Here is a 26116-nt window from a genome sequence, read left to right on the forward strand (position 1 = left end):
CCGTCCAGATCACGAAAGGGACACGAGCCCTGCCCGCATCCCCCCTATTTCCCCGCCCGCGGCCTACGATGGAGGAGGCATGACGGAGTGTCGAACAGGAAACCCGCGGGTGAAGTCCGGGCGAACCCTCGACGTCCGGGGGTCCCGACCGCACTCGGCACCCGCATCGAACGGAGAACACATGACCACGCAGGTAGTCATCCTGGCGGCAGGCATGGGCAGCCGTCTCGGACGCAGCCTCCCCAAGCCCCTCACCGAGCTGAGCGACGGCCGCACCATCATGGGCCAGCAGTTCGACAACATCCGCTTCGGCCTCGGCGACGACGCCAAGGTCAGCATCGTCGTCGGCTACAAGCTCGACCACATCATCGACGCCTTCCCGGACGCCGACTACATCTACAACGAGCAGTACGACCAGACGAACACGTCGAAGAGCCTGCTCCGCGCCCTCCGTGCCTCGGGCCCCGGCGGCGTCCTCTGGATGAACGGCGACGTGGTCTTCGACCCGATGATCCTGCGCCGCGCCGCCGCGATGATCGCGCGCGACCAGTCGTTCGTCACGGTCAACACCTCCCGCGTCTCCGACGAGGAGGTCAAGTACACGACCAGCCCCGAGGGCTTCATCCGGGAGCTGTCGAAGACGGTGAAGGGCGGCCTCGGCGAGGCGGTCGGCATCAACTACGTCTCCAAGGCCGACAAGCCGGTCCTCATCCGCCAGCTCGCCCGGGTCGCCGACCAGGACTACTTCGAGCGTGGAATAGAGTTGGCGATCGAGCAGGACTCCCTGCTCGTCGAACCGGTAGACATCTCCGACCTGTACGCGGTCGAGGTCGACTTCGCGGAGGACCTCGAAAGGGCCAACCTCTTCGTCTAGACCGCCTCGGGGATGCTGACGCAGAGGATCCCCGCCGTGCCCGATGCCGCCATCCCCGGTCGCGCGTCCCGCACCCCCGCGGCCCGCTACCGACGCTCGCTCTGGCTCCTCACGACGCGCGACCTCAAGGTGCGCTACTCGACGAGCGCGCTCGGCTGGTTCTGGTCGATCCTCGATCCGCTCGTCATGTCGGGCATCTACTGGTTCGTCTTCACCGTCGTCTTCCAGCGCGACGTCGGCCAGGAGCCGTACATCGTGTTCCTGCTCGCGGCGCTCCTGCCGTGGATGTGGTTCACGGGGGCCACGAGCGACTTCACCAGGGCGTTCAGCTCGCAGGCGAAGCTCGTGCGCTCGACGCGGATCCCCCGGAGCATCTGGGTGCTGCGGCTCGTGCTCGCCAAGGGCTTCGAGTTCATCGCGAGCCTGCCGGTGCTCGCCGTCTTCGCGATCGTCGCGGGAGCCCGCCTCGACGTGGACGTGCTGCTCTTCCCGCTCGCCGTGCTCCTGCAGGCCACGCTGCTCCTGGGCATCGGGCTGATCATCTCGCCGCTCGTCGTCTTCTTCCGCGACCTCGAGCGCGCCGTGAAGCTCGTGCTGCGCTTCCTCTTCTACGCCTCCCCCATCGTCTACTCGTCGAGCGACCTGCCCGCTGACCTGCACCCCTGGGCCGCGCTGAACCCGCTCACCGGGATCTTCGGCCTGTACCGGGCCGCGTTCTTCCCCGCCGAGCTCGACTGGTACGCCGTCGGGGTGAGCGCGGCCATCTCGGCGGCGTTGGTCGCCGTCGGCGCCCTGGTCTTCCGCCGCTCGCTCCCGGCCGTCCTGAAGGAGATCTGATGGGCCCGTCGCACCCGTCGCCCGACGCGCGCACCGTCCTCGCGGTCGAGGACGCCGGCATCCGCTTCCGCCGCAACCGCAAGTCCCGCCGGAGCTTCAAGGACCTGTTCGCGGGATCCGCCCGACGCGCGCGGCCCGGCGAGTTCTGGGCGCTGCGCCACGTCTCCTTCGAGGTGCGCCAAGGCGAGGCGATCGGCGTGGTCGGCCGCAACGGCCAGGGCAAGTCGACGCTCCTCAAGCTCGTCGCCGAGGTGCTCATCGCGGACGAGGGGTCGATCGGCGTCCACGCGGGCGTCGCCCCGCTCATCGAGATCACGGGCGGCTTCGTCAACGACCTCACAGTCCGCGACAACATCTACCTCACGGCGGGGCTCCACGGCATGTCCAAGGCCGAGATCGACGCGCGGTTCGACGAGATCATCGCGTTCGCCGAGATCCCCGACTTCGTCGACACCCCCTACAAGCACCTCTCGAGCGGGATGAAGGTGCGCATCGCCTTCGCGGTGATCTCGCGGCTCGACGAGCCGGTGCTCCTCGTGGACGAGGTCCTCGCCGTGGGCGACCGGGCGTTCCGGGAGAAGTGCTACCACCGGATCGAGGAGATGCTCGCGGAGGGCCGCACGCTCTTCTTCGTCTCGCACAACGAGCGCGACCTCCGCCGCTTCTGCACGCGGGGCCTGTACCTCGACAAGGGCGCCCTCGTCCTCGACGGCCCCATCGACCAGGTGATGGACGCCTACAACGCCGACCACAACCCGCCGCCGGCCGCCGGCGCCTAGCCGGAGACCGTCCCCTCCTCCCCAGCAGCGCCGTTCCACAGGCCCGCGACACCGCACGTCGCACGCCGCCCCTACCGTGCACGCATGCTGCGATCGGTCCCGCCCCTGCCCGTCCGTCCCGACCCCGAGCCCGCGTACCGCGTGCCCTGGCACTTCGACCGCACGTCGGCGCGGCCGCGCTTCGCGCTGGTCAACGTCGGCGACGAGGTGCTGCACGCCATCTCGCTGCACCTGCTCGGGTCCGGCACGATGCTGTCGCGCGCGCCCGTCACCGTCCGTCCCGGGGAGCGCCTGTCCACCACCATCCGCGGCGACGACCTGGCGCTCGACACGATCCTCGTGGTGCGCTGGTTCCGGCCGGACGGGGGCGAGTACCTGTGGCGGGTCAGCTTCTGACGGGCGTGGTGCCGCGTCGGTCGCGCTCGCGCTCCAGGCGGATGAGCTCGGCGGGCGAGTCCCCGTCGTCCTTCGGCAGCATGTCGGCGGTGAGGCCGGTCACGAGCAGACCCGCATCGACGTCGAGCCCGCTCGCGATCTTGATGATGTTGCGCAGGCTCGGGTTGCGCTGCCCGCGCTCGATCTTGCCGAGCGCGGTCCAGTGGATGCCGGAGAGCTCCGCGAGCGTCTCCTGGCTGATGCCGATGCGCTGGCGCTGCTCGCGCACCCGGGAGCCGAACTCGGCGGCGGCGTCGGAGACGGTGGTGACCATGGCACATGCTTATCCGCCACATGGAGGAATGACCAGAGCGCGGGCGCCCCATGCGTCTGCGCCCGCGTCTCCGTGGATAGTCCGGACATCGATGCGTGCATCCGGTGGACGTCGAGGGCACGGTCGTGGAGGGTCGCCCCGCGTAGGCTCGGAGCATGAAGGACGCCTCCGAGCTCGACCCGACCGTCGCCACCGGGATAGATCGTCTCCTGTCCGTGCAGCGCCCCGTCGTGCTCGCCCACATCCGCTCGATCCGCGCCCGCCACCCGGAGGCCTCCCCGGACCGCATCATCGCGATCCTCGAGAAGCGCTTCCTCGCCGCCGTCACCGCGGGAGGCGCCGCCGTGGGAGCCAGCGCGGTGATCCCCGGCGTCGGCACCGGCGTGTCCCTCGCGCTCACGGGCGTGGAGACGGCCGGCTTCCTCGAGGCGAGCGCCCTCTTCGCGCAGTCCATCACCGAGGTGCACGGGATCTCCGTCGAGGATCCGGCCCGAGCACGCGCCCTCGTGATGACCATGATGCTCGGCGCCCCGGGTGCCCAGGTGATCCAGCAGTTCACGGGCCAGTTCTCCGGTCAGCCCGTCGACCGGAACGCGAACTGGGGCCGTGCCATCACGTCCGGCCTTCCCTCGTTCGCCATCGGCCCCATCGCCGACCGCATCAAGCGCGCCTTCATCAAGCGGTTCGTGGTCAACCAGAGCGCGAGCGCCATCGGCCGCGCCGTCCCGTTCGGCATCGGCGCCGTCATCGGCGGCGCCGGCAACCGGATGCTCGGCGGCAAGATCGTCGCGAGCTCCCGTCAGGCGTTCGGTCCCGCGCCCGCCGGCTTCCCCGACGAGCTCGCGGTGCCGGAGCGGAAGCCGCGCGTGATCCGCGTCGCCGAGAAGAGGGCCGCGAAGGGCTGAGCCCATCGCGGGAGGGCGGTGTCGCCCTCCGCGCGGGAGGCTCAGGCCTCCTCGTCCTCGTCGTCGACCTGGGCGTCGGCCGCCGGATCCGCGGCGTCGTCCCGGGCGTGCAGCGTCGCGTGGCGATCCCACTCCCCCATCAGGTGCTCGACGGCCGCGTGGAAGCGTGCGGTCGCCGCGCCGGGAGAGGTGTCGCCGAAGTAGTGGCGGACCCACGCGGCGAGCCGGCGGTCCGCCGCGGCATCGTGCTGCAGCGCGTCCAGCCGGGTGACGACGTCGCGCGCGTCGTCCGCGGTCAGCCACTCGCAGTCGGACAGGTAGCCGTCGGTGTCGATCTGCGCCTCGGGCCGCACCGGCCGCGTCACCAGGAGCGGACGCCCCGCCGCGAGTCGGTCGTAGACCATCGCGGAGATGTCGACGATGGCGAGGTCCGCGGCGGACAGCTGCCAGGCGAGCTCGCGCGAGCGGTCGACGACGTGCTGCGCCGAGGGATCCTGCGCGTTCGCCCGCTCGAGCATGGCCGCGATCTCGCGGTTGGCGCGCGCGTACTCAGGATCGACGACGCCCGACCGCGGATGCGGGCGGTAGACGACGCGGTGCCGTCCGGTCGCGATGAGGTCGCGGACCAGCGGCACCCCGTGCGACGCGATGGATCCGTACGCCGCGGCGGCGCGGTCACCCTCCCACGTGGGCGCGTAGAGGACGACCGTGCGGTCGTCGGGCGCGTACGGCAGCTCGCCCGAGTAGTGGTCGGCCTGCGGACGCCCGATGGGGATCGCGCGGCGGTCGAGGTCGTAGTCCCAGAGCACCTTGCCGAGCCGGGCGCGCGCCGCGTCGCCGGCGATGAGGCTGTAGTCGTACGCCTTGAACTGGTTGGTGGTCATGTACATCTTGTCGGACTCGCCGTGGTTGACGAAGACGTGCCAGCGGCGCCCGTACCGCATCATCTGGAAGTTGCGGGTGTTCTGGTTGACGTAGAGGACGATGCGGATGTCCTGCTCCGCGATGACCCGCTCGAGGTCCGCGACGCGGCGCACGTACTCAACGGGGAGGGGGCTCTCGTCGAGGAGCGCGTTCGCGCCGCTCGGGTGGCGGCTCAGGATCACGACCGGGTGCGTGCGCGCCAGCTCGACGAGCGGCCGGTACCACTGCCGGATCTGGTACATGTTCACGGCCGAGTCGGCGAAGTACACGGCGATGCGGTACTCGCCCTGCGGCGAGGGGGCGCGGAGCGCGAGCTTGCGCTGCAGGGTCCCGCGCGCACGGCGCTGATGGACCAGCGAGCGGACAGCGCGCACGCCGAGGCGAGCGTCGTTCAGGAGACCCATGCATCCACCGTAGCCAGCGCTCCGGGCCCCTCAGGACGAGCCCCGGCCGGGGGCGCGGAACGGTGTGCGATCGTGACCGAGCGGGGCGGGATCACGATCAGATGACGGGCGGCCTGCCCGCGCGCGCCATGCGGATCACGGTGACCCACGACATCGGCCGACGCGGCCCGGGCGACGTCGTCCAGCCCTCGCGCCAGCCGCGCAGCCAGGTGCCGAGCCCGTCCCGGTTCCGCGCGGAGCGCAGCAGCTGCACGGCGGTCCATGACCCCACGTACACGGGGACGAGCGGGAGCGGCAGGTTGCGCCGGGCGAGCCAGACGCGGTTGCGCGCGGTGAGGCGGTGGTACTCCGCGTGCCGGGTGGGGGCGACCGCCGGATGGTGCGCGACGAGGTCGCCGGCGTACCAGGCGCGCAGCCCCTGGTCCCAGACGCGCCAGGCCAGCTCGATCCCCTCGTGGGCGTAGAAGAACTCCCCCGCCCAGCCGCCGGCGGCCTCGAACGCGTCGCGGCGGACCACGACGGCGCCCTCCAGCACGGACATGACCGCGCTCGAGCGCGCGGGGTCGCCCTTGCGGATGCGCGGGATCCAGCGGCGCGGCGTGGCCGCTCCGGTCGGGTCCACGATGCGCGGCTGGACGAGCGCGATGTCGCCCGCACCTCGCATGAGCGCGAGGGAGTCCGCGAGGAACGCCGCGCTGGGGACGGTCTCGTCGTCGTCGAGGAAGAACAGCGTCTCGCCGGTGACGAGCGGGACGCCCGCGTTCCGGCCCGCCGGGATGCCGAGGTTCTCCGGCAGGTGCAGGCCGCGCACGCCGTCCGGGAGGCCGCGGGGATCCCAGCCGTTGCCGACCACGACGATGTCGAGCGCGACGCCCTCCTGACGCAGCACCGACGCGAGCGAGGCCGCCAGACCCTCCGGCCGACGCCCCTGGCTGAGGACGACGACGCCGACGCGCGGGACGGCGTCCGTCACGCCGAGGTCAGCCGACGCGAGGTGACGATCATCACGAAGTGCCCGACGAGCGCCAGCACCGCGAGCGGCACCAGGACGACGAGGAACACCCGGTCGGTCTCCGGCTGACCGGCGACGAGGCCGACCAGCGCGACGACGAAGGTCACGATGGTGAGCTCCACCGAGTGGAACATGCGGTGGAAGGGCAGGAACCGCACGACGCGGCGGGCCGTGGCGATCAGGGAGTGCTGCGACGCGACCGTGCCGGCGCCGACGGGCGCCTTGGGCAGGTCGGCCGACGCGCGGGCCACGCGCACCATGTCGTTCAGCGCCTTGTTCAGCACGATGACGAGCGCCAGCGCGAACGCGAGGGTCGTCCACGGCAGGTCGCCCGGCGCCTCGAAGGGGTAGGCGGCGGCGCGGATCCCGAGGGCGAGCGCGATCAACGTCTCGGTCGAGTAGTGCCCCACGGCGTCCAGGAAGTGGCCCACCGGTGAGGACGTACGGCGCCACCGGGCGACCTCGCCGTCGCAGCAGTCCACGAGCATCTGCAGCTGGCCGAGGACCAGCGCGAGGGCGGCGCCCGCGATGCCGGGGATGAGCAGCGCCGCGGCGGCGGCCCAGCCCGTGAGGATCATGACGACGGTGACGCCGTTCGCGCTGATCCGGGTCCGGAGCAGCAGCCAGGTCAGGTACGGCGAGAGGTCGCGCAGGTAGAGGTGCGCCGTCCAGTGCTCGGCGTTCGCGCGCAGGCGCACCTCCGGTGGCTGCGTCACCCGCCGCAGCTCCGCGATGGACGAGGGCAGGCCGCGGTCGCCGGTGCCGGGAGCCGCGCTCATCGGCCCGTGTGCCCGTCGAGGTCGTCGGTGAGCTCGAGGAAGCCGAGCACGAACCCGGTGCCCCAGCTGAAGTGGATGGACGGCAGGACCGCCGCGAACCGCAGCATGGTCGCCGCGCCGTCCCGCGAGGCCACCGAGACGGTGCTCACCAGCACGAAGCCGGCGTAGACGCCGGGCACGACGAACGCGCCGACGAGGCGGCGCAGTCCCGGCATCCCGAGCGCGGCCCCCACGAGGCCCGCGGTACCGAGGAGGAGACCCGCGGCCACTCCGGCGACGGCCACCGGCGGCACGAAGTACCGCACGGAGTTCTGCCGCGTGTAGCGACGCGCGAGCTCCCCGCGCCAGAGCCCGGTCGCGAAGAACTGGCGGATGAGCGAGCGGAGCGTGGAGCGCGGACGGTACGTGACCTTCATCCGCGGCGTGAACCACACCAGTCCGCCGCTCTGTCGGAGCCGGCGGTTGAGCTCCCAGTCCTGGCCCCGGCGCACGCCCTCGTCGAAGAGCCCGACCTCGACGAGCCGCTCGCGGCGGAAGGCGCCGAGGTACGCGGTCTCCGCCGGGCCCTCCTTGCCGCCGACGTGGTGCGCGGTGCCGCCGAGCCCGACCCGGGCACCGTACGCGCGGGCGACGGCCTTCTCGAACGGCGTGCGCCCCTCGGCCGACATGAGCCCGCCGACGTTGTCCGCGCCGGTGGTCTGCAGGGTCTCGACGGCGATGCGCGTGTAGTCGCGCGGCAGGAGCGAGTGGGCGTCGACGCGGATCACGATGGGATGGCGCGTGGCGCGGATGGCGGCGTTCAGGCCTCCGGGCGTGGATCCCGTGGGGTTGTCGACGCTCGTGATGCGCGGATCGGCCCGAGCCATATCGCGGACGACCTCGGTCGTGCCGTCCGTGCTCGGCCCGAGCGCCAGGACGACCTCGAAGTCGCCGGCGTAGTCCTGCTGCATCATGCTGTCCACGGCGGCGCGCACGTGGGCCGCCTCGTTGAGGATCGGCATGACGTACGAGACGGCGGGGAGATCGCCGGGGCTGCCGGCGGCGGGGTCGCGTCGCGGGTGGTGCGCCATCTGAGCCGATCTCTTGAGGGAGGTGCGGCCGGGGCCCGTCGGGGGCCGAGCCTCGCAGGAGTTTACCAGCCTCCCCGTCCGCCGCCCGCCGATGCCGGACGCACGGGGGCGGACCGGCATGCGCCGATCCGCCCCCGTGCGTCGTGCCCGCTACTGCTGCAGCGTGCCGAGCTTCACGTCGACCTGCTGCTTTTGCCCACCGCGGATCACGGTCAGCTCGACGTCGCTGCCGCCCGCGAGGGCCCGCACCTGCGCCGTGAGGTCGCTCGCCTTGCTGATCGGGATGCTGCCGAACGCGGTGACGATGTCGCCCTGCTGCAGGCCCGCCGCGGCCGCCGCGCCGCCGCTCTGGACCTCGGCGATGAACGCGCCGCCGACCGGGGTCGAGGAGTCGCCGCTGGCGACGTCGCGGACGCTCGCTCCGAGGAGCCCGTGGGAGGCGCTGCCGTTCTGGATGATCTCCTGGCCCACGCGCTTCGCCAGGTTCGACGGGATGGCGAAGCCGACGCCGATGCTGCCGGCCGTGGAGCTCGTGCCGCCCGCGTTCGCGATGGCCACGTTGACGCCGATGAGCTTGCCGTCGCCGTCGAGCAGGGCACCACCCGAGTTGCCCGGGTTGATGGCCGCGTCGGTCTGGATGACCGCGAGGTTGATGGTCGCCGCCGCCTGGCCGCCCTGGGCGCCGGATCCGCCCTGGCTGCCCTGCCCGCCGGATCCACCCTGGCCCTCGTTGCCGAAGGGCCAGAAGTTGAACGGCGTCTCGTCGCTCTGGCTACCGTCGCCCGGCGTCGTCGGGGCTGCCGAGGACGCCACCTGGATGCTCCGGTCGAGGGCGCTGACGATGCCGTCGGTGACGGTCCCGGAGAGGCCGAGAGGGGCGCCGATGGCGATGGCCGTGTCGCCGACGTTGAGCTTGGACGAGTCGGCGAACTCGATGGGCGTCAGGCCGCTCGCATCGTCGAGCTTGATGACGGCGAGGTCGACGACGGGATCCGTGCCGATCAGCTTCGCGGAGTACAGGGCGCCGTCCGCCGTCTTGACCTGGATGGTGGCGTCACCGGTCTGGCCGTCGAGCGTGACGACGTGCGTGTTCGTGAGGACGTAGCCGTCGCTCGAGAGGACGACACCGGAACCGGTGCCCCCGGCCTGCGCACCGGCCACGTCGATGGTGACGACCGAGCCGGACACCTTCGCGGCGACGGCCGTGATGGGCGTCGCGTTGTCCGGGTCGTTGACGGTGATGTTCGCGGGCGACTGGCTGACGGTCTCGGTGGAGGCGTCGTCGTGCGCGATGGCCCAGGTGGTGAGCCCGCCGGCGGCGCCGCCGATGAGGGCCCCGACGGCCAGCATGGCGACGAGCGGCAGCGCCTTGTTGGCCTTCTTCTTGGGAGGGGCGGTCGTGGTGACGCCGCCCGGCTCGTGACCCTCCGCTGCGGGGCCCGCGAGAGGAGCGGTCGCGGTGTGATCCGCCTGCGGGTTCGTGCCGTAGGCGAGGGTGTCCCGCTGGTCCGGGCTCGTCGGCGCGGGGTGGGATGCGGCGGCCGGACCCGCGGGCGCCGGCCAGGCGGATCCCCCATCGCCCGACTGAGGGGTGGTGGACGACGGCGCCTCCGTCGAGGAGCCCTCGGCTCGGCCGTCGACCTCGCGGCCGCCCTCGTGCTCGTCTTCGCCGTGGCTTCTGTCCGTCATCGGTGGTGCTCCTCTCAGGTCGTGCCAGCATTCAGGGCGAGTCTGGGCGTTCCCTATGGCCGCCCTGACAGCGCCCCGCCCGTGACCGGCACGGCGACGAGCGCATCGGACGGCGCTGCGCGGTCAGCTCGCCTGCTGGGACGAGCGTACGCGGCGGCGGGTTGAGCACCGGGGACGGTCACGTCCGGTGGCTGGGCTTCGTCGACCCGAGCAGACGCTGCCCAACATCAGCATCCTGGCCCGGCGTCCCGCTCCCCGCACGCGCCACCGACCAGCACCGTCGACCCCTGGAGCACATGGATCCTCACCGGCCCGATCTGCACCGGCAGCGTGCCCGCGATCTGCTGCCACCCGCCCCCGTCGAACCGGTACGACGGCGCATACGCGATCGTCAGAGTGACCTGCCGGTCGCCGATGGCCGCATACACATGGCTCGTGTCCGTCGCGGTGAAGTCCTGCTGCCCCAGCTGCTTCCACGACGCACCCGGACCCACCACCGTCGTCGACGTGCCGTCGCCGTGATCCCAGACGAACGACACCGGCACGAACCGCACCTGCGCTGGCCGACCCAGCAACTGGCCATCGACCACCTCAGCGGTCGCGTCCGTGAACAGGTTCACCGGCGCACCCACGATCGCCCACCCGTTCGGCTGCGACCGGATCGACGCATCCCGCGGCACGAACTGCGCCACATCCGCCAACGTCACCGCGGGAGCTGCAGGCACGGACGGTGCTGGATCCGCCGGCTTCGTCGGCGCCTTCGCCGGCGGCAGGAACGCATGCTGCCCATCCGCACACAACCCCACACCCGGCCGACACGGCGCGTCCACATCCGCCGCCAGACGATCACGACGCGTCACCGGATGCGGATGCGGATCCGCAACGACCGATGGCGAGCGCTGGTGAGACCCCGGCGTGTCCCCGAGGGCAGGGGAAGCGGCAGCACCCGCATGGTCCTCAGAGTCATGTCCCTCGAGCTCGACTGTCTCTCCAAGTACGCGCCCAGATGTGCATTGGCCCGAGCTAGGCATGAGCGCACCGCACGATGTGGCCTCAGCGAGAGCGGGAGATGCCGTCGAGGCGAGAATGATGGCAACCAGCACCCCAGTCATCGCGACCTTTAATCGCACGCTTTCACCTCGTCGTTACGGACCGCATCACTGATGCGCCACGACCCATCGTCAACAGTCACCGCTTTGAGCTGCATGGAGACCAGAGGGTCACGATCGGGCGTGATGTCGATGCCACTGCTGTCGTGGATGCGCGAACCAGTCACATCGAGGCACGCTTGGGCGACCATGTAGGCCTGGCCCGAGGCCTCGATCCCTTGATCCGTGACGGCGAACCTCGAGTACGTGTATTTTCCGATGACTTGTGTTCCTCGTTCTCTTGTATCAGCGATCTCTTTGGTGCTCTCGGCGAGGAGGTCACCTGTCAGAAGCGGAGTGAGATCGTCCTCCGAGATCTCGTCGAGAGGAAGCGAGACATACTTTGCGTATTGCTGCTCGAAGGTCTCGGCGTCCTGAGCGGCCTTCGACTCCGTCGTGGCCGCAGTAACAGAAATGACGGACGTGGTGGGTGCGCAGCCCCCAAGAATGAGAGTCAGCAGCACACCCGAACACATCGCTGCTGCACGTGTTCGCGCGCGAACTCCTGATCGATCGACATTGCGCATGCGTCCCCCCTTGCCATCTCGCTCTTGCGCCGCTGACCTCGAGTTGCGGTCAGCGACAATAACTTCCCCTCCAGCGGGTCCCGGAAACATAGGCCAGCGAGGCAGATCCACGGCGAGGATCTCCACATCTCATCCACCGAGCGCTGCAGTGATGGAGGAGCTCGCGCAGGCCTTGCCGAATGCAAGTTGACTCGTCGTTCCAGGGAGCCGGCGGGCCATGATGGGCGTATGACGATTCCCGGCGCGTGGGTGCGCGCGGCCCGCGGGGCGATGCTGCTGACAGCCGACGGGATCCCGGGCACCACCGTGTTCGCGGAGATGAGCGCGCTGGCGGCGGCCACGGGCGCGATCAACCTCGGTCAGGGGTTCCCCGACGAGGACGGTCCCCGCGAAGTCCTGGAGGCCGCGCGCGACGCGATCTCCGCCGGCATGAACCAGTACCCGCCCGGTCGCGGCACGCCCGAGCTGCGGCAGGCCGTCGCCGCGCACCAGACGCGCTTCTACGGCCTCGCCGTGGATCCGGAGACCGAGGTGCTCGTAACCGCCGGCGCGACCGAGGCCATCGCCGCGACGCTGCTCGCGCTCGTCGAGGAGGGCGACGAGGTCGTGACGCTCGAGCCGTTCTACGACGCGTACGGGGCCCTCATCTCGCTCGCCCGCGGGATCCACCGCACGGTGCCGCTGCGCGCCCCCGACTTCCAGCCGCGGCTCGAGGACCTCCGCCGCGTGATCACCGACCGCACCCGCGTGATCCTCCTGAACGACCCGCACAACCCGACCGGGACCGTCCTCAGCCGCGAGGTGCGCGAGCTGGTGGTGGAGCTCGCCATCGCGCACGACGCCGTCATCGTCACGGACGAGGTCTACGAGCACCTCGTCTTCGACGCGCCCCACGTGCCGGTGGCGACGCTGCCGGGGGCCCGCGAGCGCACGGTGACCATCTCGTCGGGCGGCAAGACGTTCCGCACCACGGGGTGGAAGATCGGCTGGCTGACCGCTCCGGCGCCGCTCGTGTCGGCGATCCTCGCGGTGAAGCAGTTCCTGACCTTCGTCAACGGGGCGCCGTTCCAGCCGGCCATCGCGACGGGGCTGGCGCTCCCCGACGCCGTGTACGACGGGATCGCCGACGACCTGCGGCACAAGCGGGACGTCCTCGCGTCGGGGCTGACGGCCGCGGGCTTCCGGATCCACCTCCCCGCGGCCGGGTACTTCATCGTCGCGGACGCGGCCCCGCTCGGCTTCGCCGACTCCCGGGAGCTGTGCCTGCGGCTCCCGGGGCTCGCGGGCGTGGTCGGCGTGCCGCTGTCGGCCTTCTGCCACGCGCCCCTCGCCGCGGAGCACGCGTCCCTCGTGCGGTTCGCGTTCTGCAAGCGGACCGACGTGCTGGAGGAGGCCGCCCGGCGGCTCGGCGCGCTGGCGGTCGGGACCGCCTGACCCGGCACCCTGGTACCAGCGTCACCGCGGGACGGGGGCCGGAGGGGGGACGCCCCGGCGATGGGCCCGCGCCTAACGTGGCTTCCGCGGGCGCTGGGCCCGCGCACCCATCTGAGGAGGCAGCGCGCATGATCGTCGCTGAGAACCTGACCAAGCGCTACGGCGCGAAGACCGCCGTGGACGGCGTGAGCTTCACCGTCCAGCCCGGCATGGTGACCGGATTCCTCGGTCCGAACGGCGCCGGCAAGTCCACCACGATGCGCATGATCGTCGGGCTCGACAGCCCCACCTCCGGCTCCGTGACCGTCAACGGCCGCCGTTACCGCGACCTCCAGGCCCCGCTCCACGAGGTCGGGGCGCTCCTCGACGCGAAGGCCGTGCACACGGGCCGCAGCGCCTACAACCACCTGCTCGCGATGGCGGCCACGCACGGGATCCCGCGTTCGCGCGTGAACGAGGTCATCGAGATGACGGGCCTCCAGCCCGTCGCCAAGAAGCGCGTCGGCGGCTTCTCCCTCGGCATGGGGCAGCGCCTCGGCATCGCCGTCGCTCTCCTCGGCGACCCGCGCACGCTGATCCTCGACGAGCCCGTCAACGGCCTCGACCCCGAGGGCGTCATGTGGGTGCGCAACATCACCCGCTACCTCGCCGGCCAGGGCCGCACCGTGCTCCTCTCCTCCCACCTCATGAGCGAGATGGCGCAGACCGCGGATCACCTCATCGTGCTCGGGCGCGGTCGCGTGCTCGCCGACGCACCCGTCGCGGCGGTCGTCGCCGGGGCCACGAGCGGCCTCGTCCGGGTCCGCTCCCCGCACGCCGACCGGCTCGGCCAGGCGGTGGCGCGGCCCGAGGTCGTGGTCACCAGCGTCGAGCGCGACGTGATCGAGATCACCGGCCTCACGGCCGCGCAGGTCGGCGACGCGGCGATGTCCGCGGGCGTCGTGCTGCACGAGCTCACCCCGGTCACCGCGTCCCTCGAGGACGCCTACCTGTCGCTCACGCAGGGCGACGTCGAGTACCACAGCGCCGCAGTCGGCCAGACCGAGCAGGAGATCGCACGATGACCGCCACCACCACGACCTACGCGCCCGCTCCGGTGACGAAGGGCCGCCCCACGCTCCCCCGCCTCATGCGCTCCGAGTGGATCAAGCTCCGCACGCTCCGCTCCACCATCTGGTGCTTCGCGCTCGTGTTCCTCCTCCTCGCCGGCTTCTCCGCGCTGTTCACGCCGTTCGTGGTGGACCAGCTGCGGGACCAGCTGTCCCTCCCCGGCATCCCCGCGACCGACCTGCTCGTCTCGGTGGGCCTCAGCGGGTTGACCCTGTCGATGCTCGTCGCGGGCGTCCTCGGGGTGCTGGTGATCAGCGGCGAGTACTCGACCGGCATGATCCGCTCGTCCTTCAGCGCCGCGCCGGGTCGCCTGGGCGTCATCGCCGCGAAGGCGATCGTCTACACGGTCGTGACCTTCGTCGTGACCGCCGTCGCGGTGGCCGTCGCGCTCGTCATCGCCCGGGGGTACTTCGCGTCCGCCGGCGCCGAGGTCGACATGCTGTCGGGGGACTTCCTCCTCGCGGCCCTCGGCGGCGTGCTCTTCGTCGTGCTCATCGGGCTGATGGGCTTCGGCTTCGGCCTGCTGCTGCGCAACGGCGCCGCGGGCATCGGGGCGCTCGTGGGCCTCGTGCTCGTCGTCCCGATCGTCGGCCAGCTGCTCGGCGGCGTGCTCGACTGGGTCGCGGACCTCGAGCCCTACTTCCCGCTCAGCGCGGGCAACCGCCTGTACAGCATCGGCAGCGGCGCCCCCGGCTCGCTGGAGTTCTGGCAGGCGCTGCTCGTGATGATCGGGTGGGTCGCCGTGATCCTCGTGCCCGCGCTCATCCTCGCCCGCAAGCGGGACGCCTGATCGACGCGGGGCGAAGGGCGCCGTCGGGCGCGGCGGACACCGCCGCGCCCGACGGCGTACGGCTGCCCACGCCGCCCGGCGCGTTCCGCGGCTGGATGGCCCGGCACCCGCGGACGGTCGACGCCGTCATCGCGATCGGCTTCACCCTGCTGTCGGTGAGCGCGGCCCCCGTCGTCGGCAGCAGGTCCCCCGGCGTCCCCGGCGGCATCGCGCTGGCCGCCCTCAGCATCCTGACGGGCGTCGCGCTCATGTTCCGACGCAGCCGACCCGCCGCCGTCCTGGCCGTCTCGGCCGCGGCCGCCGCCGCGGCGGCCCTCGTGTCCGGCAGCTTCGACGGCGGAGCCGTCCCCCTCGCGCTCTACGCGCTGGCCGTCCACGGATCGTCCCGGCGCGCGTGGATCGGGCTCGGCGGCGTCGCCGTCGTCATCGCGGTCGTCACGCCGGCGACGGCCGGCCAGGGTCCCCTTGCCCTGTCGATCGCGACCATGCTGCTGGTGAACCTGATCCTCCCGCTCATCGCGACGCTCATCGGCACGAACGTGGGCGCACGCAAGCGCTACGTCGAGGCGCTGCGGGACCTGGCGGTGCAGCTCGCCCGCGAGCGCGACCAGCAGGCCAGGCTCGCGACGGCGGCGGAGCGGACGCGGATCGCGCGCGAGATCCACGACATCGTCGCCCACGGGATCACCGTGATGGTGACGCTCGCCGACGGGGCGGCCGCGAGCGCCGTCGCCCGGCCGGAGCTCGCGCGCGACGCGATGCGCGAGGTCGCCGAGACCGGTCGCACCTCACTCTCCGAGATGCGCCGCATGCTGGGCGTACTCGCGGAGGAGCCCGGCGCGGGCGACGCCGCCGCGCCGTCCCTCCGCGCACCGCAGCCCGGCCACGCCGACCTCGCCGCGCTGGTCGACTCGTTCCGCTCCACCGGCCTCCCCGTGCGCTTCACCAGCACGGGCGCGCCGCCCGACGACCCGGGGCGCCAGCTCGCCGTCTTCCGCGTCGTGCAGGAGTCGCTCACCAACGTGCTCCGGTACGCGCCGAACGCCGACCGGGTCGAGGTGCGCGTCGACCACCGGCCGGAGGAGATCATCGTCGAGGTCACCGACGACGACCGCACCGGCCCCGTCGTCCCGCCCGTCCCCGGCAGCGGTCGCGGCCTCGTCGGCGTCGCGGAGCGCATGGCCGTCTACGGCGGCACGGCGACCGCCGGCCGGCGCGAGAACGGCGGCTGGCGCGTGCTGGCGACCATGCCCAGCGGGCTCCACGACGTCCGTCCCGGCGACGCGCGGCGTCCCCCCGACCCCATCGACCGCAGCACCCGCGACCAGGAGGACCGATGACCGACACCAGCACCCCCGTCCGCGTGCTCATCGTGGACGACCAGGCGCTCGTGCGCATGGGCTTCCGCATGGTGCTCGACGCCGAGCCCGGGATCGAGGTCGTGGGCGAGGCCGCCGACGGCCGCGCCGCCGTGGAGCGCGCGAGCGAGCTCGCCCCCGACATCGTGCTGATGGACGTGCGCATGCCCGGCATGGACGGGATCGAGGCGACCGCCGAGATCGTCGCGCGGCACCCGGCGACGCGCGTCATCGTGCTGACCACGTTCGACCTCGACGAGTACGCGTTCGCCGGGCTGCGGGCCGGGGCGAGCGGGTTCCTCGTGAAGGACACGCGGCCCGAGCACCTGATGGAGGCGATCCGCGCGGTCGCCGACGGCGACGCCGCGATCTCGCCGCGGGTGACGCGGCGCATGATCGAGCTGCTCGGGCCGACCATGCCCGCGACCGGCGGGGCGGCCGGCACCGGGGAGGGCGCGGCCGACCCGCGCCTGCGCCCGCTGACCGCGCGCGAGCTGGAGGTGCTCACGGCGCTGGCCGAGGGGCTCACCAACCAGGAGATCGCCGGGCGGCTGTTCCTGTCGGAGTCCACCGTGAAGACGCACGTCGGGCGGGTGCTCGCGAAGCTCGAGGTGCGGGACCGCGTGCAGGCCGTGATCCTCGCGTACGACTGCGGGCTGGTGCGTCCGGGTGCGTGACCCGCGGCCATCGGGTCGCCGCCGGGTCTCCGCGCGGGAGAGGATGGATCCCCCCGGCCGCTCGCCGGGACGACACCACGGGAGCGCGATGACCACCACCGCAGCCGACGCGCGCGCACCGCGCCGCCTGCCCGCCGCGCGACGGGCCGCCGACCCGCCCGCCGGCCCACCCGCGGGCGACCCCGGGTCCAGGACGCGGACGGAATCCGACACGAGCCTGCTGGAGCGCGCCGCGACGCCGCCGGTGTGGAGCTGCGTGGTCTGGAACGACCCGGTGAACCTCATGACGTACGTCTCGTACGTGTTCCGCAGCTACTTCGGCTTCACCCGCGAGCGCGCCGACGAGCTGATGCTCCGGGTGCACGAGGACGGCCGGGCGGTCGTCGCCACGGGGATCCGCGAGGAGATCGAGCGCCACGTGCTCGCGATGCACGGCTACGGCCTGTGGGCCACGCTCGAGCGGGTGGACGCGTGAGGGCCTTCCGCGCGCGGCCCGACGGCACGATCGCCGCGCACCTCGAGCCGCACGAGGTCGCCATGCTGCGCGGGATCCTCGACGAGCTGCGCGGGATCCTCGACGAGGGCACCGCGACCGGCGGCGCGACGGACGGCGCCGCGCCCTCCCCCGTCGTCGCACGCCTGCTGCCGGACGCGTACCCGGACGACGCCGAGGCGTCGGCGGAGTTCCGGCGCTTCACGGCGTCCGACCTCGGCGAGGCGAAGGCCGCGAACGCCACCACGGTCGAGGCGACGCTCGCGGAGGCCGACGCGCGCGGGGCCGGCCGGCGGGGCCTCCTCGTCGTGCTGGATCCGACGGGCGCGCAGGCCTGGCTCCGCACGCTCAACGACCTGCGGCTCGCGATCTCGGTGCCGCTGCGCATCGACGAGGCCGACGGCTGGCGCGACCGCGCCCCCGAGGAGAGCGCGAGCCTGTACGACTGGCTGACGTTCGCGCAGGGATCGCTCATCGAGGCCGTCGACCGCTGAGCGTCGGCCGGGCAGCCGTCGCGCGCCGGCTCGGCGGCGGGCGTCGGCGAGCATGATGGAGGGGACCCGCGGATCAGCCGGCCCATCGGGTCCCGTCCGCAGGAGAGGAGCAGCATGCGCGTCGTCGTCATCGGAGCGACCGGGAACCTCGGCACCGGGGTGCTGCGCCGCCTCCACGCCGCGGGCGCCGAGATCGTGGGCGTCGCCCGGCGCATGCCCGACGCGTCCCTCGAGCCCTACTCCGGCGTCACGTGGCGCCTCGCCGACATCGGGGCGGCGGGCGCGGTCTCCGGTCTCGCCGCGACCATGCGCGGCGCCGACGCGGTGATCCACCTCGGCTGGGCGCTGCAGCCGAACCACCGCGAGCGCGTGATGCACCGCACCAACGTCATCGGCACGGCCCACGTGCTCGAGGCCGTGGCCCAGGCGGGCCTGCCGCAGGTGGTCGTCGCGTCCTCGGTCGGCGCGTACAGCGCGGCCCCGAAGGACCGGCCGCGCGACGAGTCCTGGCCCACCGGCGGGATCCACACCTCCCACTACTCGCGGCACAAGGCCGAGAACGAGCGGGCGATGGACGCCTTCGAGGCCACCCACCCGGGGATCGTCGTGACGCGCATGCGACCCGGGCTCGTGATGCACGACGAGGCCGCCGCGGAGATCGCCGGGCTCTTCCTCGGGCGGTGGATCCCCACCCGCTGGATGGGCCTCGCCACCCGCACCCCGGTGCTGCCGCTCCCCCGCGAGCTGGTGTCGCAGGTGGTGCACAACGAGGACGTCGCGGACGCGTTCTGGCGCGCGGTGGAGCGGCGCGCGCCCGGCGCGTTCAACGTCGCGGCGGACCCCGTCGTGGATCCCGAGCTCGTCGGCCGCCTGCTCGACGCGCGCGTCGTGACGGTGCCGCTGCCGGCGCTGCGGGCGCTCGTCTCGGCGAGCTGGCGGCTGCGCGTTCAGCGGACGGATCCGGGCTGGATCGACATCGCCGCGAACGTGCCCGTGATGTCGACGGCCCGCGCCCACGAGGTGCTGGGCTGGGCGCCGACCCACACGGCGGAGGAGGTGCTGGCCGAGTTCGGCCGCGCCTTCGTGCACCGCACCGGGCGCGAGGGCTCGGCGCCGCTCGCCGGATGACCGAGGACGCCGAGTTCGTCGCGGCGGCCCTCGAGCGGGAGGGCGCGTGGTACCGCGCCGAGGCGGAGCGGGAGCGGCTGCGCTCCGACCTGGAGTTCGTGGGCGCGTCCGTCGGCGCCGTGCGCGGGACCGTGCGGGACCTCGGGCGGCGGCGGCCGGGCATGACCCGGGACGAGGCGGTCGCGCTCGCGTCGGAGCTCTGGCGGTCGCGCGTCTACGAGCGGCGGCTCGCCGCGGTCGTGCTGCTGCAGGAGCACGTCGACGGGCTCGACAACGGCGACCTCACGCGCATCGAGGGCTTCGTGCGGGATGCGCGGCTGCGGGCGCTCGTGGATCCCCTCGCCCTCGACGTCATCGGCCCTCTCGTCGAGCGCCTCTCCGGGACCCCGCGTGCCCGAGCCGACCAGGCGCTCGACCGGTGGGCGGGCGAGCAGGACGTGTGGCTGCGCCGGGCGGCGCTCCTCGCGGCGACGCGCCCGCTCCGGGCGGGCGGCGGCGACTGGGACGCGTTCGTCCGCCGCGCCCGCACCGCGCAGGCCGCGCCCCGCGGCGGTCACGACGTGGTGCGCGAGGCGGTCGAGCGGGTGCGGGAGACCGCGCGGGAGACGCGGCCGGACCTCGCCTGACGCCTCCCCCGCGCCCGGGTACGTTCGTGTCATGACCTTCGACGACGACGCCCGCATCGACAGCAGCAAGGTCACCCGGCGGCGCGGCGGCCGAGGACGCACGACCGGCATCGCGGCCGGCGGCGGCGGTCTCCTCGTGGTGGTCGCGGTGATCCTCGTGCAGCAGTTCACGGGCGTCGACCTCTCGCAGCTCGTGGGCGGGGCGGGCGGCTCCGGGGCGGGCGGCTCCTCGCAGGAGCAGGACGAGGCGATCGAGGGCTGCACGACCGGCGCCGAGGCGAACGCCAGCGTCGAGTGCCGCATGGCGGGCGCGGCCGACTCGCTCGACACGTACTGGACCACCGCGGCAGCCGAGGTCGGCGTCGCCGACTACGTGCGCCCGGACTTCTCGCTGTTCTCCGACGCGACGAGCACCGGCTGCGGCGAGGCCACGAGCGCCACCGGTCCCTTCTACTGCCCGCCGGACCGGCGCCTCTTCGTCGACACGACGTTCTTCGACGAGCTGCGCACGCGCTTCGGCGCCTCGGGCGGGCCGCTCGCGCAGATGTACGTCGTCGGCCACGAGTGGGGCCACCACATCCAGCAGCTCTCGGGCGCGTTCGACCGCGCGGACCGCAGCGGCGCGGGGCAGGACTCCGACTCGGTGCGGCTCGAGGTGCAGGCCGACTGCTACGCCGGCGCGTGGGTCGGCGCCGCCGCCCAGGTGCGGGACGACTCCGGGGTCGCGTTCCTCGAGCCCGTCAGCGCGACCGAGGTGGCCGACGCGCTCGACGCCGCGGCCGCCGTGGGCGACGACCGCATCCAGGCCCAGTCGGGCGGCGGGGTGGATCCGGACACCTGGACCCACGGATCCGCCGAGCAGCGCCAGCGCTGGTTCGAGGCCGGCCGCGCGGGCGGACCCACGGCGTGCGACACGTTCTCCGTGCCGGGCAGCGCGCTCTAGGCCGTGCGCTCCCGGAGCGTCGGCCTACTCCGGGGCGGGCGCGGGCGGATCCGTGCGGAAGCCGACCAACCGATGCGTGCCGTCGCAGTAGGGCTTGATCGAGGAGACCCCGCAGCGGCACAGCGCGACGGTGCTGCGCGTCCGCGGCACCGGACGGCCCGCGGGGTCCACGATCTCGAAGTCGCCGCGCACGAGCAGCGGTCCGTCCGGGTACGCGATGATGCGCGCCGGCTCGGGGGCGGACGACCGGGCGGACGACCGGGCGGGCGCCGGGCCCGACGCGGAGGCCCTGTCGGCGGACGACGCGCTCACGCGGCGACCACGGCGGCGGTCGATCCCTCGCGCAACGACGACCGGCCGGCCTGCCAGCTCGCCAGCACGTGCGCGCCGACCCAGCCCTCGACCTCGAGGCACGCGGCCGCGCCGAACAGCACGTCGTCGAGCAGCTCGGGCTCGGACTCCACGAGCCCGCCCGCGAGGTCGTGCGCCGCGATCTGCTCGTGCACGGCGTCCGCCTCGACGTGCTCGTCGTAGTACCAGGCGACGTCGTCGCCGAAGCCGAGGCGGCGGATCCCGCTGGCGTAGAGGCGGCTGGGCACGCTCGAGGTCATCTCGAACGCGGCGAGGTGGCCGACGATGGCGCCGCGGAGGCGCCGGTGCAGGCCGAACAGCGACATGGCGTTGGAGGACGCGAGCGTGATCGCGGGCACGTCGTCGAGGTACGCGCCGTAGCGGTCGTCGAGGCCGACGCCGCGGAGCGTCGCGCCGAAGATGGACGCGTGCACGCGCTCGGGCCGGCCGCCGCCGTACTCGTCGGCCTGGATCTCCACGAGGGCGGCCTTGGCGCGGCCGCGGAGGCGCGGGATCGCCCAGGAGTGCGGGTCGGCCTCGCCGAGCGTGTAGATCGACCGCTGCACGAGGAACTCGCAGAGCTGCTCCACGCTCGCCTTCCGCGCGACGAAGCGCGACAGGGACGGGCCGGAGTCCGCCGAGGTGAGCGCGAAGAGCGCGGCCGCGACGCCCGCGGACGTGGGCTCCGGGCGCTCGGGCACGGCGATGCGCTCGCGCAGGGCGGCCTCGAACGCGCGCTCGAGGATCCCGCGCACGGCGATCAGCCGCGGGTCCCACTCGCGGTCGTCGTCCACGCCGTCGAGGCCGGCGTGGTGGAGCTCGTAGAGGCAGAACAGGGCCAGCTGGACGTCGTCGTCGCGGACGACGTCGTCCGTCGCGGCGAGCGCCTCCGCGGCGAGCGCCGCGAGGTCGGGGGCGGAGGCGATGGCGCGGGCGTCGGCGGCGGCGGTGCCGGGTCCAGGCGCGACCGGCGCGGCGGATCCGCCGGCGAGGTCGACGAGGAGCGCCGCGCTGAGGGGTCCGCGCGCGGCGGGGAGGGGCGACGGGAGGGTGCGCACCGCTTCGTGGGCGGTCGCGAGCAGATCGGTCATGCCTCCACACTGCTCCGCCCGCGGTCGGCCCGGCCGGGCGTGTCGGCGTCTCCCCCGGGCAGCGGTAAGGGCTCGGGGGCGGGCCGCGCGGCCTGCGGGTGCGCCGTCACCACCCGGCGCATGTGTTGACATGATTTATCCCATCGGATTGAGTTAAGTCGATGGCGACGAGGCCAGGTCGTCCGCCGCGCGGACGCGCCCGCGCCTCGCACGGCCATCCGCACGCCGCCCGCGGTCCGCCGCGCCATCGACTGGAGATGACCATGCCCCCCACCACCGCGCTCGCCGAGGCCCGCGTCGCCCGCTTCGTGCAGGACCGCCTGACGCCCCACATCCACCGCCGCCGGATCCCGCTCGCCATCGAGGCGTGGGACGCGCCCGGCGAGCCGGTGCCGTTCGCGGAGGCCGTGCGGCAGGACTACCGGCCGTTCGCGGTCGGCACGCCGTGGAGCAGGGCGTGGGGCACGACGTGGTTCCATGTCACCGGCACCGTGCCGGAGGACGGGGCCGCCGCGGGCACGGCGCTCGAGGTGCTCGTCGACCTCGGCTTCAGCGACCGCCAGCCCGGGTTCCAGGCCGAGGGCCTCGTGCACCGGCCCGACGGCAGCGTCGTCAAGGCGATCGAGCCGTGCAACGGCTACGTGCCGCTCGCCGCGATCGGGGCGGGCACCGCGCCCGGCACCCCCATCGACCTCTGGATAGAGGCGGCCTCCAACCCCGACGTCGGCGGGAACTCCTTCTACGGCGAGACGCCGCTCGGCGACCTCGCGACCGCGGGCGACGACCCCATCTACACGCTCCGGACCATGGAGCTCGCGTGGCGCGACGAGGCGGTCTGGGAGCTCGACCGCGACGTCTGGACGCTGCAGGGGCTCATGGGCCAGCTGGATCCGGCGTCGTCGCGACGCGCGGAGATCCTCGCGGCGCTCGAGCGGGCGTGCGACGCGGTGGACCCCGACGACGTCGCCGGGACCGCCGCCGCCGGCCGGGACGCGCTCCGGGCCGTGCTCGCCGCGCCCGCGCACGCCAGCGCGCACCGGGTCACCGCGGTCGGCCACGCGCACATCGACTCGGCGTGGCTCTGGCCCGTGCGCGAGACCCGCCGGAAGGTCGCCCGCACGTTCTCCAACGTGCTCGCGCTCATGGACGAGGATCCCGACTTCGTCTTCGCGGCCAGCAGCGCGCAGCAGTACGCATGGCTGAAGGAGGACCACCCGGAGCTGTTCGAGCGGCTCCGCCGGCGCGTGGCCGAGGGCCGCTTCGTGCCCGTCGGCGGCATGTGGGTCGAGTCGGACACGAACATGCCGGGCGGCGAGGCGCTCGTCCGCCAGCTCGTGCAGGGCAAGCGCTTCTTCCTGGAGGAGTTCGGGATCGACGCCCGCGAGGTGTGGCTCCCCGACTCCTTCGGCTACACGGGCGCCCTCCCGCAGATCGTGCGCGGCGCGGGCGCCGAGTACTTCCTCACCCAGAAGCAGTCGTGGAACGAGACGAACACGATGCCGCACCACACGTTCCTCTGGGAGGGCATCGACGGCAGCCGCGTCCTCACGCACTTCCCGCCGGTGGACTCCTACAACTCCGACCTCTCCGGGGAGGACCTCGCGCGCGCCGAGCGGCAGCACGCCGAGAAGGCCGTGCACAACGCGTCCATCGTCCCGTTCGGCTGGGGCGACGGCGGTGGCGGGCCGACCCGCGAGATGACCGCGGCGGCGCACCGCACGCGCGACCTCGAAGGGTCGCCGCGCGTGGAGCTCGGCACGCCGCTGTCGTTCTTCGACGCCGCGAGGGCCGCGATCCCGGATCCGCACGTGTGGTCGGGCGAGATGTACCTCGAGTTCCACCGCGGCACGTACACGTCGCAGGCGCGCACGAAGCAGGGCAACCGGCGCAGCGAGCACCTGCTGCGGGAGGCGGAGCTGTGGCTCGCGACCGCCGCCGTGCGCGACCTCGTCGCCTACCCGCACGACGAGCTCGACGCGCTCTGGCGCACCGTGCTGCTGCTGCAGTTCCACGACATCCTCCCGGGCACGTCGATCGCCTGGGTGCACCAGGAGGCCGAGCGCGAGCACGCGCGCGTGCAGGGCCGGCTCCTGGAGCTCGTCGCCGAGGCGCAGTCCGCGCTCGCGGGATCGGGCGACCGGCGCATCGCGTTCAACGCGGCGCCCGTGGACGCGGCGGGCGTGGGCGCGCTGTCGGCCGCGGTCGTGGATCACGCGCCCGCCTCCCCCGCGCCCGTCGCGGACGGCGACGGCTGGCTCCTCGACAACGGGCTCGTCCGCGCGCGGTTCGACGCCGACGGCACGGTCTCCTCGCTCGTCGACGCCGCATCCGGCCGCGACCTCGTCGCCCCCGGCCAGCGCCTCGGCCTCCTCCAGCTGTTCCGCGACACCCCGAACCAGTGGGACGCGTGGGACATCGACGACGCCTACCGCCGCAACCGCACCGACCTCACCGACGTCCAGGCGGTGCGGATCGACGGCGACGCCCTCGTGGTCGAGCGGGCGTTCGGCGCGTCGCGCGTCACGCAGACGTGGACGCTGCCCGCCGGCGAGCCGGAGCTGCAGGTGGTCACCGACGTCGACTGGCACGAGCGGCAGAAGCTCCTCAAGCTGGCGTTCCCGCTCGACGTGCACGGCGACCGCGCCGCGTCCGAGGTGCAGTTCGGGCACGTGCAGCGCGTCACCCACGCGAACACGTCGTGGGAGACGGCGCGCTTCGAGACGGTCGCGCACCGCTGGGTGCACGTGGGCGAGCCCGGCTTCGGCGTGGCGGTCGCGAACGACGCGACGTACGGGCACGACGTGACGCGGATCCCCCGCCCCGACGGCGGCAGCGCGACCCTCGTGCGCCAGTCGCTCCTCCGGGCGCCCGTGTTCCCCGACCCGCACGCCGACCAGGGCCGGCACGTGCTGCGCAGCGCGGTGCGCGTCGCGCCCGACGTGCTCGACGCCGCCGACGCGGGCTACCGGCTCAACCTGCCGGTGCGCGAGGTCACCGGCGACCACGGCGTCGCGCCGCTCGTCACGTCGTCGAACGCGGCCGTGGTGATCGAGGCCGTCAAGCTCGCGGAGGACCGCTCGGGCGACCTCGTCGTGCGGATCTACGAGGCGCGCGGCGGGCGAGAGCAGGCGGTGGTGCGGGTGGATCCGGCGGCCGGGCTCGGCGACGCCGTCCGCACCGACCTCCTGGAGCGGCCCCTCGCGGGCGAGGACGCGCAGGTCTCGGCCGACGGGATCGCGCTGACGCTCCGGCCGTTCGAGATCGCGACCCTGCGGTTCGCCCGGCGGTAGCCGCGATGCCCGCGCGGCGGGGCGCGGCCGGTCAGTCGACCGGCGGCCGCCCCGCAGCTTGGCGGGCGATCCGCGCGGTCTCCGCGTGCTCGGCCCGCCAGAAGGCGGCGTCGCCCTCCGGCAGGTTGCCGTTGTCGACGCGCAGCCCCGCGGATCCGTCCACGAGCTCGCGGAGCACGTCCGCGTGCCCCGCGTGCCGGTTGAGCTCGGCGATGAGGTGCACGGCGATCCGCTGCACGGTCACCCGCCCGGCCTCCCCCGGCCACCACGGCACGCGGCCGACGGCGTCGAGCGGCAGCGCCCGCAGCGTCGCCTCGGAGTGCGCGCCGACGCGGCGGGACAGCCCGACGACGTCCTCGCGCGACTCCTCCGCGGTCGCGCGCATGTCGGCGTTCGGCGGCGCGTCCTCCGCCATCCAGGGCAGCTCCTCGGGGAACGGCCGGCCGAAGACCGAGCCGAGGTAGCCGGCCTCCACGCCCGCCGCGTGCTTCACGAGGCCGAGCAGGTTGGATCCCGTCGGCACGAGCGGCCGGCGGACGTCGTGCTCGCCGAGGCCGTCGAGCTTCCAGACGAGCGCCTCGCGGGCGAGGCGGAGGTGGCGGATGAGGTCGTCGCGGACGGCGTCGTCGCCGCGCTCGGAGGGCGTGTCGGATGAGGGCTGCGCTGCGGTCATG

27 protein-coding genes are annotated in these 26116 nt (G+C 73.4%); 16 read left to right on the forward strand and 11 right to left on the reverse strand.

What is annotated here, in order from left to right:
• The first annotated feature begins 181 nt into the window (after positions 1-181).
• From FGI33_RS06870 to FGI33_RS06885, 4 genes are all read left to right on the forward strand, one after another.
• The gene (locus tag FGI33_RS06870) at positions 182-874 is read left to right on the forward strand and encodes a phosphocholine cytidylyltransferase family protein (protein ID WP_012037974.1); all 693 of its coding nucleotides are present in this window, start codon (positions 182-184) and stop codon (positions 872-874) included.
• Positions 875-910: 36 nt separating this feature from the next.
• Positions 911-1711, forward strand: coding sequence for an ABC transporter permease (locus FGI33_RS06875; protein ID WP_119433842.1), 801 nt, complete (start codon positions 911-913; stop codon positions 1709-1711).
• On the forward strand, positions 1711-2490 hold the full coding sequence (locus tag FGI33_RS06880) for an ABC transporter ATP-binding protein (RefSeq protein ID WP_119401405.1): 780 nt from the start codon (positions 1711-1713) through the stop codon (positions 2488-2490). The genes FGI33_RS06875 and FGI33_RS06880 overlap by 1 nt, the downstream gene beginning before the upstream one ends.
• 84 nt (positions 2491-2574) lie before the next feature.
• The gene (locus FGI33_RS06885) at positions 2575-2886 is read left to right on the forward strand and encodes a hypothetical protein (protein WP_119433843.1); all 312 of its coding nucleotides are present in this window, start codon (positions 2575-2577) and stop codon (positions 2884-2886) included.
• On the opposite strand, the gene FGI33_RS06890 is transcribed toward FGI33_RS06885, so the two are convergent.
• Positions 2876-3199, reverse strand: coding sequence for a helix-turn-helix domain-containing protein (locus tag FGI33_RS06890; RefSeq protein ID WP_119433844.1), 324 nt, complete (start codon positions 3197-3199; stop codon positions 2876-2878). The two genes, FGI33_RS06885 and FGI33_RS06890, sit on opposite strands and share 11 nt — an antisense overlap.
• A 155-nt stretch (positions 3200-3354) precedes the next feature.
• On the opposite strand from FGI33_RS06890, the gene FGI33_RS06895 reads away from it, so the two are divergent.
• Positions 3355-4104 (forward strand): hypothetical protein, encoded by a 750-nt coding sequence (locus tag FGI33_RS06895; RefSeq protein ID WP_119433845.1) that lies wholly within the window; start codon positions 3355-3357, stop codon positions 4102-4104.
• Positions 4105-4145: 41 nt separating this feature from the next.
• On the opposite strand, the gene FGI33_RS06900 is transcribed toward FGI33_RS06895, so the two are convergent.
• The 7 genes from FGI33_RS06900 to FGI33_RS06930 all read right to left on the reverse strand — a co-directional run bounded on the left by FGI33_RS06900 (position 4146) and on the right by FGI33_RS06930 (position 11657).
• Positions 4146-5432: a hypothetical protein gene (locus tag FGI33_RS06900; protein ID WP_119433846.1), complete on the reverse strand. Its 1287-nt coding sequence runs from the start codon at positions 5430-5432 to the stop codon at positions 4146-4148.
• Positions 5433-5529: 97 nt separating this feature from the next.
• The gene (locus tag FGI33_RS06905) at positions 5530-6405 is read right to left on the reverse strand and encodes a glycosyltransferase family 2 protein (RefSeq protein WP_119433847.1); all 876 of its coding nucleotides are present in this window, start codon (positions 6403-6405) and stop codon (positions 5530-5532) included.
• A complete protein-coding gene (locus FGI33_RS06910) occupies positions 6402-7223 on the reverse strand; it encodes a CDP-alcohol phosphatidyltransferase family protein (RefSeq protein ID WP_119433848.1) in 822 nt (273 codons plus the stop codon). Before FGI33_RS06910 ends, FGI33_RS06905 begins: the two co-directional genes overlap by 4 nt.
• On the reverse strand, positions 7220-8293 hold the full coding sequence (locus FGI33_RS06915) for a glycosyltransferase family 2 protein (RefSeq protein ID WP_119433849.1): 1074 nt from the start codon (positions 8291-8293) through the stop codon (positions 7220-7222). The genes FGI33_RS06910 and FGI33_RS06915 overlap by 4 nt, the downstream gene beginning before the upstream one ends.
• 150 nt (positions 8294-8443) lie before the next feature.
• Positions 8444-9982, reverse strand: a complete 1539-nt coding sequence (locus FGI33_RS06920) for a S1C family serine protease (RefSeq protein WP_119433850.1) — start codon at positions 9980-9982, stop codon at positions 8444-8446.
• A 227-nt stretch (positions 9983-10209) separates the two neighbouring features.
• Positions 10210-10674, reverse strand: a complete 465-nt coding sequence (locus FGI33_RS06925; protein ID WP_237582426.1) for a hypothetical protein — start codon at positions 10672-10674, stop codon at positions 10210-10212.
• Between the two features lie 428 nt (positions 10675-11102).
• Positions 11103-11657 (reverse strand): hypothetical protein, encoded by a 555-nt coding sequence (locus FGI33_RS06930; protein ID WP_147359311.1) that lies wholly within the window; start codon positions 11655-11657, stop codon positions 11103-11105.
• Between the two features lie 228 nt (positions 11658-11885).
• Here FGI33_RS06930 and FGI33_RS06935 point away from each other — a divergent pair, with 228 nt between their 5' ends.
• The 10 genes from FGI33_RS06935 (at position 11886) to ypfJ (ending at position 20710) form a co-directional block, all read left to right on the forward strand.
• Entirely contained in the window at positions 11886-13091 is a 1206-nt protein-coding gene (locus tag FGI33_RS06935) for an aminotransferase class I/II-fold pyridoxal phosphate-dependent enzyme (protein WP_119433853.1), read from the forward strand.
• A gap of 128 nt (positions 13092-13219) precedes the next feature.
• Positions 13220-14155 (forward strand): ABC transporter ATP-binding protein, encoded by a 936-nt coding sequence (locus FGI33_RS06940; protein WP_119401394.1) that lies wholly within the window; start codon positions 13220-13222, stop codon positions 14153-14155.
• A complete protein-coding gene (locus tag FGI33_RS06945) occupies positions 14152-14991 on the forward strand; it encodes an ABC transporter permease subunit (protein ID WP_119433854.1) in 840 nt (279 codons plus the stop codon). Before FGI33_RS06940 ends, FGI33_RS06945 begins: the two co-directional genes overlap by 4 nt.
• Before the next feature lie 95 nt (positions 14992-15086).
• A complete protein-coding gene (locus FGI33_RS06950) occupies positions 15087-16331 on the forward strand; it encodes a sensor histidine kinase (RefSeq protein WP_119433855.1) in 1245 nt (414 codons plus the stop codon).
• Positions 16328-17026, forward strand: coding sequence for a response regulator transcription factor (locus FGI33_RS06955; protein ID WP_119433856.1), 699 nt, complete (start codon positions 16328-16330; stop codon positions 17024-17026). The genes FGI33_RS06950 and FGI33_RS06955 overlap by 4 nt, the downstream gene beginning before the upstream one ends.
• A gap of 88 nt (positions 17027-17114) precedes the next feature.
• A complete protein-coding gene (gene clpS / locus FGI33_RS06960) occupies positions 17115-17501 on the forward strand; it encodes an ATP-dependent Clp protease adapter ClpS (RefSeq protein WP_237582427.1) in 387 nt (128 codons plus the stop codon).
• The gene (locus tag FGI33_RS06965) at positions 17498-18013 is read left to right on the forward strand and encodes a DUF2017 family protein (RefSeq protein ID WP_119435478.1); all 516 of its coding nucleotides are present in this window, start codon (positions 17498-17500) and stop codon (positions 18011-18013) included. The genes clpS and FGI33_RS06965 overlap by 4 nt, the downstream gene beginning before the upstream one ends.
• A gap of 114 nt (positions 18014-18127) precedes the next feature.
• Complete coding sequence (locus tag FGI33_RS06970) at positions 18128-19141, forward strand: NAD-dependent epimerase/dehydratase family protein (protein WP_119435477.1); 1014 nt, start codon at positions 18128-18130, stop codon at positions 19139-19141.
• Positions 19138-19767, forward strand: a complete 630-nt coding sequence (locus FGI33_RS06975) for a DNA alkylation repair protein (RefSeq protein ID WP_237582428.1) — start codon at positions 19138-19140, stop codon at positions 19765-19767. Before FGI33_RS06970 ends, FGI33_RS06975 begins: the two co-directional genes overlap by 4 nt.
• A 31-nt stretch (positions 19768-19798) precedes the next feature.
• On the forward strand, positions 19799-20710 hold the full coding sequence (ypfJ, locus tag FGI33_RS06980) for a KPN_02809 family neutral zinc metallopeptidase (RefSeq protein ID WP_119435662.1): 912 nt from the start codon (positions 19799-19801) through the stop codon (positions 20708-20710).
• A gap of 24 nt (positions 20711-20734) precedes the next feature.
• On the opposite strand, the gene FGI33_RS06985 is transcribed toward ypfJ, so the two are convergent.
• Positions 20735-21022 (reverse strand): CDGSH iron-sulfur domain-containing protein, encoded by a 288-nt coding sequence (locus tag FGI33_RS06985; protein WP_237582429.1) that lies wholly within the window; start codon positions 21020-21022, stop codon positions 20735-20737.
• A complete protein-coding gene (locus FGI33_RS06990; protein ID WP_204586446.1) occupies positions 21019-22152 on the reverse strand; it encodes an iron-containing redox enzyme family protein in 1134 nt (377 codons plus the stop codon). Before FGI33_RS06990 ends, FGI33_RS06985 begins: the two co-directional genes overlap by 4 nt.
• A gap of 263 nt (positions 22153-22415) precedes the next feature.
• Between FGI33_RS06990 and FGI33_RS06995 the strand changes: the two genes are divergently transcribed.
• Positions 22416-25442, forward strand: coding sequence for an alpha-mannosidase (locus FGI33_RS06995; RefSeq protein WP_237582430.1), 3027 nt, complete (start codon positions 22416-22418; stop codon positions 25440-25442).
• A gap of 31 nt (positions 25443-25473) precedes the next feature.
• Here FGI33_RS06995 and FGI33_RS07000 read toward each other — a convergent pair whose 3' ends face one another.
• Complete coding sequence (locus tag FGI33_RS07000) at positions 25474-26115, reverse strand: DinB family protein (RefSeq protein WP_204586450.1); 642 nt, start codon at positions 26113-26115, stop codon at positions 25474-25476.
• Between the last annotated feature and the right edge of the window lies 1 nt (position 26116).

The sequence above is a fragment of the Clavibacter phaseoli genome, assembly GCF_021922925.1.
Taxonomy (GTDB): Bacteria; Actinomycetota; Actinomycetes; order Actinomycetales; family Microbacteriaceae; genus Clavibacter; species Clavibacter phaseoli.